Genomic DNA, 11,603 nt, shown 5'->3' on the forward strand with positions numbered 1-11,603 from the left:
CGAACAGAGGGGGGCGATCTGGTCGCGGCAGGGGTGGGTTCTGACGCCGTCGCGAGACGTGTGCGGCGCACGTAAGGCTTCGCGCAACGTGCGATCTGCACGAAACACACACACTTCATCGGCCCAGACGGGCAAATCGCGCTGCGTCCCCAACCCGGACGTAAGCGTTCTCGGGCGCGTTCGTGCTCGTGCCGGTGTGGTCACGCGATTCAACGGCGGGTGCGGTTCTCACGTCAAACGCTACGAGCAGCATTTCGAGCAGCGGGCGGATACGTCCTTCGCCAAGGGAATAGAGGATAGATCTCGATTCCCTGCGCGTCTGGACAAGGCCGGCTTTTCGAAGCTCGGCTAACTGCTGTGAAAGCGCGGGCTGTTTGATATCCAGCTGTTCCTCGAGTTGTCCCACCGATCGCTCGCCTTGTGCGATCTGGCACAGCAACTGAAGCCGGGTTGCATTTCCCAGCAAACGCAGCAGCTCCGCGGCTTCGCCCGTGTGTTTCTTTAGCGCCTCGAAGTCTTCGGGTGTCGTTCTCATCACGATTTCAGCTCGCGAAAATACCAGGCCGCACCGTCTTGCCCTCTTTGAAGCGCGGCGTCGAGCGAGGTCGGAGCCAGTTCGAGCATGGGCATGCCCTCGTGCCAGCCCTCCGGGGTAGACCCACCGTATTCGTCCGCAACCTGCAAGGCGCGGACGAGACGCAACTGTTCGTCGACTGATCGCCCTACGTTCAGGGGATACCACGACATCGCCCGGATCACCCCCTGCGGATCGATGACATAGCTTGCTCTGATGGCCCCGGCGTCGGGAGCGAGTGGATCGAGCATTCCATAGGCCGTTGCGATTGCCATCGACGGATCCTCGACGATCGGGAACGTCACCGTCACGCCGAACCGCTCGTGGATGTCCCGCAACCACGCCAGATGCGAATACAGGCTGTCGATGGACAGCCCGAGAAGCTTGCGGCCAATCGCGTCGAACTTGTCCTGTGCCTTCGCGAAACTGATGAACTCACTGGTGCACACCGGCGTGAAGTCGGCGGGATGGGCGAACAGGAGCAGCCACTTGCCGCGGAAATCAGCGAGCGCACGCTCGCCGCAGGTCGTTCTAGCCCTGAATTCTGGTGCCGGATCGCCGATCCGGAGCGCCCGGACGGACGTATTTGTGTCGTTCATGGTGGTCGTCATCTCCGCCGCCAGTATATCTGACGGCCTCTAAAGGCTTCGGAACCCCTTTATCAGTTGCATAGTTAATGAGACGAAGATATTGTCCCGCGTCTCTTGACCTGTCGATATTCACCGGTTTTTGCGTGTGTGCGGCATTCCGCCACGACCGTCACACAATGTAAAGTAATATACGATTACAGAAAATAAGAAACTATGACAGGTGTAGGGGCGTTGGCCGCACCCGATCGTACGGCTTTTGCAGTTTCATCAACGCGATGTATCGAAGCGCCAAAGCCTTGGGTACTCGTTTAACGCCAGCGTGTAGTTAGACCGCCGCTGGTTCGGGGTTCGAGGTTCGGCTCGTTCAGCTTTTTAGCGGAGCATTTCATGATCAACGATACCGTGGTCGAGCTGTCGCGGCTTCAGTTTGCCGCCACCGCGCTCTATCACTTTCTCTTTGTCCCACTGACCTTGGGACTGTCATTTTTCCTTGCGGTGACGGAGACGGTCTACGTCATCACAGGAAAGAAAATCTACCGGGACATCACCAAGTTCTGGAGCGGCCTGTTCCTGATTAATTTCGCGCTCGGTGTGGCCACTGGCCTCACCATGGAGTTCGAGTTCGGCACGAACTGGTCGTTCTACTCGGGGTTTGTCGGCGATATCTTCGGTGCACCGCTGGCGATCGAAGGTCTCATGGCCTTCTTCATGGAATCCACGTTCGTCGGGTTGATGGCGTTTGGCTGGCACAGGCTTTCGAAAGCTCAGCATTTGACCGTCACGTATCTCGTCGCGCTGGGGTCCAACTTCTCGGCGCTGTGGATTCTGGTCGCTAACGGCTTCATGCAGAATCCCGTGGGTGCGGCGTTCAACCCCGTCACCATGCGCATGGAGTTGCAGAGCTTCGGCGCGCTCATCTTCAGCGAAGACGCACAAACGAAGTTCGTTCACACGAGCATTGCGGGCTACGTCACCGCGGCCATCTTCGTGACCGGCATCAGCGCGTACTACATGCTGCGCGGCCGCAACATGGAAATCGCGAAGCGATCGTTCCGCATGGCTGCCCTGTTCGGCGTGTTGTCCGTGGCCGGCGTGATTACGCTCGGTGACGCGCTCGGTTTCGTCGGTGGCCATGCCCAGCCTTCGAAGCTGGCTGCAATGGAAGCGATGTGGCAAACGGAAGAGGCGCCCGCGTCGTTCAATATCGCGGCGTGGCCCGATCAGGGCAACGGCAAGAATACGTGGAGTATCCAGATTCCCTACGTGTTGACGCCGCTGCTCACGCACACGTTCGACACGACCGTCCCGGGCATCGACCGCATCGAGGCCGACGCCGCCAAACGTATCCGGAACGGCATTCCCGCCGTCGAGGCGCTCAAGGTGCTCAGTTCGGATCCGACCAACGAGGCAGCCCTCGCGCAGTTCAACGCGCATAAGGACGATCTCGGGTACGGCTTCCTCGTGAAGCGCCATGCGAAGGACCAGGACGTTGCGAACGCGACGGAAGAGGACATCGCCAAGGCCGCGAAGGACTCGATCCCGAACGTGTTCACGATCTTCTGGGTGTTCCGGATCATGGTCGTGCTTGGCCTGTTGATGCTGGCCTACTTCGTGATCGCGGTGATCCTGTCGTTGCGTGGTGACGTAGCGCGTCAGCGCTGGTTCCTGAAACTCGCCCCCTGGATGATTCCGATTCCCTTCATTGCCTGCGAGATGGGCTGGGTGACGGCGGAAGTCGGTCGCCAGCCGTGGAGCGTGTTCGGCATGCTGCCGACGTGGATGGCTGCGTCGACCCACAGCGTCGGTTACATGATTTTCTCGCTGGTCGGCTTCGTTCTGCTCTATACGGTCTTCATCGCGGTCGAGATGTATCTGATGGTACGGGCGATCCGCAAGGGGCCGGATAGCGAGCATGGACACGGTGACGCCGCTGTGGACAACGAACTTGCCGCACTGAATCTCCTGACCGCCAAGGAACATTAATGGAACTCTATCTCTTCTTGAAGGTGCTCTGGTGGTTGCTCCTCGGCGTGCTGCTGATGGGTCTTGCGATCATGGTGGGCATGGACATGGGCGTCGGCGCGATGCTGCGCTACGTGGGTCGCACGGATACGGAGCGGCGCATCGCGCTCAACACGATTGCACCGCACTGGGACGGCAATCAGGTCTGGTTCATTCTGGGCGGCGGCGCGATCTTCGCGGCGTTCCCGCTCATCTACGCGACGGCCTTTTCGGGTCTGTACATCGTCATGCTGCTGTTGCTCTGGACGATGATTGTGCGGCCGCTGGGATTTGAATATCGCAGCAAGCTGCCGGGCGCGAAGTGGCGCAACGTCTGGGACTGGACGCTGGTCGTCAGCGGCGCGGTGCCGATGATCGTGTACGGCGCCGGCATGGGCAACATGTTCCGCGGCGTGCCGTTTCACTTCGGTTGGGACCTGACGTCGTTCTACACGGGGAGCTTCCTGAGCCTGCTGAACCCGTTCGCTGTGATGTGCGGTGTGTTGTCGCTGTCACTGGCGATCTTTATGGGTGGCGTGATGCTGATGGGGCGTGCCGATCGCGGTGCGCTCTGGGAACGGGCAAGGGGTGCGTCTACCGTGTGCGGCATCGTGGCGATTGTTCTCTTCACGATCGGCGGCATCTGGGTCAGCCAGATGAGCGGCTACCGGCTCGAGCACGCTCCGCTGCCGGGCGTTGCGCAAACCCCGCTGCAGCAGTCCGTCGTGCTGGCTGACGGTGCGTGGTTCGACAACTACCGTGCGTATCCGGTGCTCTGGCTCGTGCCGGTTCTCGGTTACGTGGGCATGCTGCTTGGTCTGCTGGCTGTCCGCGCAGGCCGCTCGACGCTCGCCTGGTGGCTCGGGGCGCTCGCATGGATCGGCGTGATCGGCACGGCAGGCGTGAGTCTGTTCCCGTTCCTGATGCCTTCGTCCAGCGATCCTTCGCAGAGCTTGACGGTGTGGAATTCCATCTCGAGCCAGACCACGCTGACGTGGATGACCGGATGGACCGTGGTGTTCATGCCTGTGGTCCTCGCCTATACGAGCTGGGCGTTCCACGTCATGCGCGGAAAGGTGACAGCGGAACAAGTCGAGTCGGATCCGCACGCCTACTGATGGAGCTATAGATGAAAACGTTTCGACTCTTTGTGATCTTCATGGCCGTTGCTGTGCTCGCCATCTTCATCGGCGTGATCATTGGCAACTATGGCGCCTGGTATTTCTCCTGGCTGATTGGCACGGCAACGATCGTCTTGTTCGCCGCGGCTGGCGGCGTGCTGTACGACGCTCAGGAGAACGAGAAGAAAACCTGAAGTACGGCAGGCGGGGTAACGACGAAGGCGGGACCCCGCCATGCCTGGGTTTTCCACTGATGGGTGCTAGGAGGTATCTGTGAAAATTTCCATCGGTGCAATCGCAGGAACCTGGTCGCGTTCCGCGACGATGGCGTTCTACGATGCGGTTGCGCTGTCGTCGGTGGACATCGTTTATATCGGCACTACGATTCACTCCGCCCTGGGCGGTTTGCAAAAAAGGGACTGTCTTGCCGTTGCGCGTGAACTGACCGCGGGCGGCAAGGAAGTCGTTCTTTCGGTTCGTGCAGCCGCGGAGGCGTGGGCTGCCGAAGGCTCTCACGCATGGATCGCAGACTGCACGCTTCCGGTTGAAGTCAACGATACGCAGACGCTGCAGATGCTGGCCGGTAAGGTGCCGCTTGTCATCGGGCCAGGTGTGCCATGCAAAGACTTGACCACGCTGACGGAGTTGGTCGCGCTCGGTGCGAAGCGCTGGGTGACGCCCGCCATCTGCCGCGGCGAGGTTGTGAAGGTTCTGACTTTTGCAGGCGACGCGGCCTGCGAGGTCGAGCAGTCGGTGCTGTCGCCGCGGCACTTTTCACGCTGGGCGTGTCGCGTCGATGATTGCCCCTACGAGGGGTGGCCGATTCATGGACTGCCGGGTTGCGATCGCGAGGCATCATTGGAAAGCCCCGATCCTGACTGGGTACACGACCTGAAGATGCTCCGGACCGCGGGCGTTGCGATTATGCGTGTCACGCCGCGAACCGTGCGCGACGTGGAGGTATCTCAAATATTAGGCGAGCTGGTGCGAGGCGAAGCCGATGCCAAGGACACCTACGCGCGGTACGTGGAAGCGTCAGGGCAGCCCGCGACGCAAATGACCACTGCGTCCAACCCCTGGCGCGGCCGTGTGGCTCATCCGGGCGGCGCGGACATCAGGTAATCTTGCTTTGTCGCTCTTGCGTGTCGAAAAGGACGCCTCCGGCTACCGCACACAGGACGATCAACGCCGTGCCGAGCAGCCACGAGACGTACCAGATTCCGTAGTTGCTGACGATGACGGCGACCACGATGGCGGCAACGGCAATCGCAAGGTACAGCGTGAACTGAAAAACGGTTTTCATTGTGTCTCCATGTCGTCATGGCCCTTGTCGGGCGGTGGCGTCATCCGCTGCGGTACGCGCCCCCGGGCCTCTGGGGATTATAGGTGCCACAGCAACGGCTTCAATCAGGTATTCACGTATGTCCCGCCCTGACTCATCACTCACAAAAATCGTCGATCGCTGGCTCGCCCGGCGCGCGGCGCCCATTCGTCCCGGCATCGGCCGGGCAGTGGCGCTCGGGATGGGCTCCGGATTGCTGTTGATGGTGCAGGCGGCGTTGCTGGCCTGGATCTTGAGTGCCGTGGTGATGGACGGCGCGGGACTGGTCAAGGTATGGCCGGCGCTGGCGGCCATACCGCCGGTGATCGCCCTGCGCTATATCCTGATCCGTCTGTCAGAGCGCGTGGCGTTTTCCGCTGCGGCCACTATGCGAGTCGCGTTGCGCAGCGAATTGTTGCGCAAGCTGCAGGCACTCGGGCCGATGTGGCTGCGCGGCGAGGCGAGTGGGGCACTGGCGACGCATCTCGTGCAGGGTGTCGAAGCGCTCGAAGGCTACTACGCGCGGTGGATGCCCGGCCGCGCGCTGACTGTGATGCTGCCGCTGGTGATCCTGGTCGTGGTGTTTCCTGTCGACTGGGTTTCGGGAATCGTCCTGCTCGTGACCGCACCGCTGATTCCCCTCTTCATGATTCTGCTCGGCAAGAGCGCGGCCGATGCGAACCGGCGTCAATGGAAGCTCCTCGCGGTGCTCGGCGCGCGCTTTCTCGATTCGCTTCAAGGCATCACCACACTGAAGCTCTTTAACGCGAGCCGGCGCGAGGCGCGCGTCGTGGCTCGACTGTCCGAGGCCTATCGCAGCAGCACCATGAGGGTGCTTAGGGTTGCGTTTCTGTCGTCGGTCGTGCTGGAATTCCTCGCGACGCTAGGTATCGCGGTCGTGGCGGTGCTGGTTGGGTTTCACCTCTTCTACGGGAAAATTCCGCTGCTGCGTGGGTTGTTCGTGCTGCTGCTCGCCCCCGAGTTTTACATGCCGCTACGCACGCTTGGCAGCCAGTATCACGAGCGGCTCGACGCGATCGCTGCGGCGGAACGCATCATGGAGATAGTCGATCTGCCCGAGCCCGACGAGGGCGGTGCGCGTGCTCCACTGCCAGCCTCGGAAGACTATACGATCCGCTTCGACGATGTTTCTCACGAATGGTCTTCGGAGCGGCCTGCGCTCGATCGATTGAATCTCGTCGCGGATGCGGGGCGCGTCACGGCGCTGGTCGGACATAGCGGTGCGGGCAAAAGCACTGTTCTCAACCTGCTGCTGGGTTTCGCGCGCGCGACATCCGGGACAATTTCGATCAATGGTCAATTGCTGAACGACACCGATCTCGACGACTGGCGGTCGCGGGTCGCGTGGGTGCCGCAGCGGGCGCACGTTTTTGCGGGCACGGTCATGCAGAATCTTTTGATCGCGCGGCCCGACGCGGACTTTGCCACCGTGCGCGCGGCCGCGGCGGATGCGGGGGCCGACGACTTCATCCAGTCGCTCCCGAACGGATACGACACCGAACTCGGCGAACGCGGAGTGGGCTTGTCCGGCGGGCAGATCCAGCGGCTCGCGCTGGCTCGCGCCTTCCTGAAGGACGCCCCTGTGCTGCTGCTCGATGAGCCGACCGCGAGCCTCGACGTCCACACTCAGGCGAGCATCCACGAATCGTTGCGCCGGCTTGCGCGCGGGCGGACCGTGATACTGATCGCACACCGGATGAGCACGGCGGCGCTCGCTGACACGATCGTCGTGATGGAGCACGGCAAGGCCGTGCAGTCCGGTTCACACGAGCAGTTAGCGGCCAGCGATGGTGTTTATCGGCGGCTCATTGACGCCGGAATTGCCGCTCCGGATGAACGCGCCGAGGTTGAGTCATGAAAACGCCCGTTCACGTCACCCAGTCGTCGAAGCACGAAAGTGCGACCGCGCGTGCCGATCTGCTTCGCCTCATTGCTCTGTTCCGGCCTTATTGGTGGTGGATGGCGGCCGGCGCTGCATTGTCGCTTGCCACCGTGCTGGCCAACGTCGCTTTGATGGCCGTTGCCGGCTGGTTTATCGCTTCGATGGCGCTCGCAGGCGTCACGCATATTGCATTCGACTATTTCACGCCGTCCGCGTTGATCCGCGCGTGCGCGATCGTACGTACGGGCGGGCGGTACGTCGAGCGCCTCGTCACGCACGAAGCGACGTTCCGGCTGCTCGCGCGTTTGCGCGTGTGGTTCTACGTTCGTATCGAGCCGCTCGCGCCTGCCGGGCTCGAGCGCGTGCGCGGAGCAGATCTGGCGACGCGCATTCAGTCTGACATCGACAGTCTCAGCAACCTCTATCTACGCGCGCTCGTTCCGGCGGCGACGGGTTTGATCGGGACGCTCGTCATCGTTGCGGTCGTATCGGTATTCAGTGTTCCCGTCGCGGCAGTTACGCTGCTGTTCCTCCTATTGGCTGGCGTGGCACTGCCGGGATTGGGTTTCGTCTGGACTCAGGAGCCAGGTCGCCGGACCGTTGCTTTGCGTGCCGAGTTGCAGGAAACCGTTGTAGACAGCCTGCAGGGGCTCGGAGAACTGCAGGTCTACGGCGCGGCCAACGCATACGCTCAACGAGTCGATCAGTTGTCGGCCCGGCTGGTTGGGGAGCAGGCGAAGCTGAGCCGCGTGAGGGGTATCTCTCAAGGGGCGCTCGCCGTGTGCGCGTCCGCCGCGATGTGGTGCACGCTGCTGCTGGCTATTCCACGGGTGGCTTCCACGTCGCTCGCCCCCGCCGATATCGCCATGCTCGCGTTGCTGGTGCTCGCGAGTTTCGAGGCGGTGATGCCGATCTCGACGGCCCTCCAGCTCCTCGGAGAGAGTCTGGCCGCAGCGCGTCGGATTTTCGATCTGGTGGATGCCACGCCCGCAGTAGAAGACCCACCGGAGCCCGTTCCGATGCCGTCCGGTAACGATCTGGCAATCCGCAATCTCAGCTTCCGGTACGGAGAAGCGCTTCCCTGGGTGCTGCGCGATCTTTCGTTCGACCTTCCTGCTGGCGGTCGTGTCGCCATCGTCGGCACGAGTGGGGTGGGAAAGAGCACGCTGGTCCAGCTTCTGTTGCGCTTCCGGGACTATTCGGCCGGACGCATCGAGCTAGGTGGCGTTGATCTGCGCGATTGTGCAGCTGACGCGGTGCGTGCGCGGATTGCCGTCGTTTCGCAGGACACCTATCTGTTCAACGACACGATCCGTGCGAATCTGTTGATCGCAAGTCCGGACGCCGATCAGGCGAGACTCGAAGCGGCCTGCCGCGAGGCGCAACTGCATGAATTCATCGCCGGCCTGCCGCAGGGCTACGACACGCCGATCGGCGAAGCTGGCACACGGCTATCAGGAGGGCAGGCCCGGCGACTCGCGATTGCCCGCGCACTGTTGCTCGACGCCCCGATTCTGGTGCTGGACGAGCCGACCGAAGGACTGGACACCATTACCGAACAGGCATTGATGGACGCCATCGTGAAGCTGATGGCGGGGCGCAGCGTTCTGCTCATCACGCACAAGCTGACGCGCGTAACCGAGCAATTCGACAAGGTTCTCGTGCTGGACGATCTGCGCGAGGCGGCAGCGGCGTAAGCGTCCGCGCACCGCCCGCGCATGCCTCGCGTCAGACCAGGATCTCGTCGCCAATACCTGGCATGTGGACCTCAGTGTCGCTTAGCCGGGTTGCGAAGCTGCGCATGACCTCCTCGTCGCCGTGTACCAGAATGGTCTGCTTCGGCCGCAGGGCTCTTTGCCATGCGAGCAGTTCGTCACGATCGGCGTGCGCGGAAAATCCGTTGATTGTGTATAGCCGGGCGTGGACCGGTACGTCATCACCGAACAGATTTACGTGCTTGGCACCGTCAATCAGAATCCTCGCCAGTGTGCCCCGGCCTGCGTAGCCAACAAAGATAACGCTCGAATCGTGACGCCAGAGATTGTGACGCAGGTGGTGTCGGACGCGCCCACCCGTACACATGCCCGAGCCTGCCATGATCACCGCACCGCCGACCAGGTTGTTGAGCGACATCGAATCCGCCGTCTCGCGGGTGAAACGCAGCCCGGGTAGCGTGAACGGATCCTTACCCTCGTCGAACATCGCGCGGTCTTTCTCCGCAAAGCATTCCGGATGCCGATGAAAAACCTCCGTCGCGGAGATGGCCATCGGCGAGTCGAGGTACACGGGCATCGAGCGGGGCAGGCGCCCTTGTTCGATACCCTCGCGCAGGTAATAGAGAATCTCCTGCGCGCGTTCCATCGCGAAAGTCGGAATGACGACGTTGCCGCCTCGTTTGAATGTGTCCGTGATCGCGCCGTACAGTTCTTCGATCGACGGCGCTAGCGCCTTGTGCGTCCGGTCGCCGTACGTGGTCTCCATGACCACGACATCGGATGGCGGAGGGAATTGCGGATCACGCAGGATCGCGCGGTCGCGATTGCCAAGGTCTCCGGAGAAGACAACCGACCGGCCCGATCCCTCCATATCTTCGATACGGATACTCGCCGATCCGAGGATGTGCCCTGCGTCGTAAAACGTCGCGCGCAGGGTGGGCGTGAGCGAAAGCGGTTCGTCGTAGACCGCGTTGCGGCCAAAATGGTCGAGCGTATCGAGCACGTCGAGCGTGCCATAGAGCGGCTTGCGCGTTTTTTCACCGCGGCGGTGCGCGTGCCGCTCGGCGCGTTCAGCCTCTTCCTCATGCAGTCGTGCGGCGTCGAGCATCACGAGTCGCGCGAGTTCGCGAGTGGCCGCCGTCGCGATGATTTCGCCGGTAAAGCCACGCTTGACCAGAAGCGGTATCCGTCCGCAATGGTCGAGGTGCGCATGGGTGAGCAGCAGGAAATCCACTGAACGCGGATCAAAGCCGAAGTCGCCCGCATTTTCGTCGTCAAGTTCGCGGCTCCCCTGGTACATGCCGCAGTCGATCAGAATGCGCTTGCCACCAGCTTCAACCAGGTGACACGAACCGGTCACCTCGCGGTCCGCGCCGTGAAACGAGATCTTCATGGAATGTCCTGTTATGGCTGTGAGTCGAGAAGAAGCGGGCTGCCGTTCTGGCTGTGCCACGCGAGGATGCTGGCCCAGGCTTCCTCGGCGGTATCCGCGTACGAGAATAATTCGCGATCCTCATCGTCGATGCTGCCCACTTCGACGAGAAAGTCTGCGTTGAATACGTTGCGCCAGTACGATTCACCGATCAGCACGACCGGAATCGGCGCTGACTTGTGCGTCTGGATTAGCGTAAGCGCGCAGAAAAGCTCGTCCAGCGTGCCGAAACCGCCGGGCAGCGCGACAAGCGCTGCGGCGCGTTTCATGAAGTGCAGCTTGCGCATGGCGAAGTAGTGGAAGCGCACGCACAGGCCGGGCGTCAAATAGGGATTCGGATACTGTTCGTGCGGAAGGGTGATGTTCAGGCCGACGCTTTTCGCGCCCACGTCGAAGGCGCCGCGGTTAGCGGCCTCCATGCCCCCGGGACCGCCCCCGGTGAGTACCGTCAGCCGCGGGTTGCCGCACTGACCAACGAGACGTCCCAGTTTCCGGCCGACATCGTAGTAGGCCGACAATTCCAGTCGATGCTCAGCGAGCCGGAGCGCCCGCTTGCTGGCGCTATCGTTCGGACGGTCTTCCGCGTTTTGCTTCGCCGCAGCTAGTTCTTTTTCGGCGGTAGCGGGTTCGCGAAGACGCGTGCTGCCGAAAATGACGATGGTTCTGTCGATTCCGTGCGACTGCAGGATCTGCTCAGCCTTGAGGTAGTCGAGTTGCAGTCGCACACCACGCGTTTCATCGCCTTGCAGGAAGTCGATGTCGCGGTCCGCTTCCACGTAGGAGGGATCGTGCATGATCGCGTGCAGGCGGGCATCCACCTGTGCCTCTTCGTCGCGGGATTTCGGTTGTTCCCACGGCAAAGGCCTGCGGTGTCCTGTGCGAAGAGCGAGAGTGGGCTGCGCGCGATCATCCGGAAAATCATTGCGTGTCTTTCCGGCAGCAGGTT

General features: G+C 61.9%; 11 protein-coding genes. 6 read left to right on the top strand and 5 right to left on the bottom strand.

Annotated elements, in window-relative coordinates; translation table 11 throughout:
• Positions 1-115: 115 nt before the first annotated feature.
• Both L0U80_RS26525 and L0U80_RS26530 read right to left on the bottom strand, forming a co-directional pair.
• Positions 116-535 (bottom strand): ArsR/SmtB family transcription factor, encoded by a 420-nt coding sequence (locus L0U80_RS26525; RefSeq protein ID WP_233873023.1) that lies wholly within the window; start codon positions 533-535, stop codon positions 116-118.
• A complete protein-coding gene (locus L0U80_RS26530; RefSeq protein ID WP_233873026.1) occupies positions 535-1,173 on the bottom strand; it encodes a peroxiredoxin in 639 nt (212 codons plus the stop codon). The genes L0U80_RS26525 and L0U80_RS26530 overlap by 1 nt, the downstream gene beginning before the upstream one ends.
• 378 nt (positions 1,174-1,551) lie before the next feature.
• Here L0U80_RS26530 and L0U80_RS26535 point away from each other — a divergent pair, with 378 nt between their 5' ends.
• From L0U80_RS26535 to L0U80_RS26550, 4 genes are all read left to right on the top strand, one after another.
• On the top strand, positions 1,552-3,147 hold the full coding sequence (locus tag L0U80_RS26535; RefSeq protein ID WP_233873029.1) for a cytochrome ubiquinol oxidase subunit I: 1,596 nt from the start codon (positions 1,552-1,554) through the stop codon (positions 3,145-3,147).
• Positions 3,147-4,283: a cytochrome d ubiquinol oxidase subunit II gene (cydB, locus tag L0U80_RS26540; protein WP_233873032.1), complete on the top strand. Its 1,137-nt coding sequence runs from the start codon at positions 3,147-3,149 to the stop codon at positions 4,281-4,283. The genes L0U80_RS26535 and cydB overlap by 1 nt, the downstream gene beginning before the upstream one ends.
• 11 nt (positions 4,284-4,294) lie before the next feature.
• A complete protein-coding gene (locus L0U80_RS26545) occupies positions 4,295-4,480 on the top strand; it encodes a hypothetical protein (protein WP_233873035.1) in 186 nt (61 codons plus the stop codon).
• Positions 4,481-4,559: 79 nt separating this feature from the next.
• Positions 4,560-5,408, top strand: coding sequence for a hypothetical protein (locus L0U80_RS26550; protein WP_233873038.1), 849 nt, complete (start codon positions 4,560-4,562; stop codon positions 5,406-5,408).
• On the opposite strand, the gene L0U80_RS26555 is transcribed toward L0U80_RS26550, so the two are convergent.
• The gene (locus L0U80_RS26555) at positions 5,401-5,589 is read right to left on the bottom strand and encodes a hypothetical protein (RefSeq protein ID WP_233873040.1); all 189 of its coding nucleotides are present in this window, start codon (positions 5,587-5,589) and stop codon (positions 5,401-5,403) included. The two genes, L0U80_RS26550 and L0U80_RS26555, sit on opposite strands and share 8 nt — an antisense overlap.
• A 118-nt stretch (positions 5,590-5,707) precedes the next feature.
• On the opposite strand from L0U80_RS26555, the gene cydD reads away from it, so the two are divergent.
• Both cydD and cydC read left to right on the top strand, forming a co-directional pair.
• The gene (gene cydD, locus L0U80_RS26560) at positions 5,708-7,486 is read left to right on the top strand and encodes a thiol reductant ABC exporter subunit CydD (protein ID WP_233873043.1); all 1,779 of its coding nucleotides are present in this window, start codon (positions 5,708-5,710) and stop codon (positions 7,484-7,486) included.
• Positions 7,483-9,207 carry a thiol reductant ABC exporter subunit CydC gene (cydC, locus tag L0U80_RS26565; RefSeq protein ID WP_233873046.1) on the top strand — a complete coding sequence of 575 codons (1,725 nt, stop codon included), beginning with the start codon at positions 7,483-7,485 and terminating at the stop codon, positions 9,205-9,207. The genes cydD and cydC overlap by 4 nt, the downstream gene beginning before the upstream one ends.
• Positions 9,208-9,238: 31 nt before the next feature.
• Here the strand turns inward: cydC and L0U80_RS26570 are convergent, their stop codons facing one another.
• On the bottom strand, positions 9,239-10,618 hold the full coding sequence (locus tag L0U80_RS26570; protein WP_233873049.1) for an MBL fold metallo-hydrolase RNA specificity domain-containing protein: 1,380 nt from the start codon (positions 10,616-10,618) through the stop codon (positions 9,239-9,241).
• An 11-nt stretch (positions 10,619-10,629) separates the two neighbouring features.
• On the bottom strand, positions 10,630-11,517 hold the full coding sequence (locus L0U80_RS26575; protein ID WP_233873052.1) for an LOG family protein: 888 nt from the start codon (positions 11,515-11,517) through the stop codon (positions 10,630-10,632).
• Positions 11,518-11,603 lie beyond the last annotated feature (86 nt).

Source organism: Paraburkholderia adhaesiva (assembly GCF_021390575.1).
Lineage (GTDB): Bacteria > Pseudomonadota > Gammaproteobacteria > Burkholderiales > Burkholderiaceae > Paraburkholderia > Paraburkholderia adhaesiva.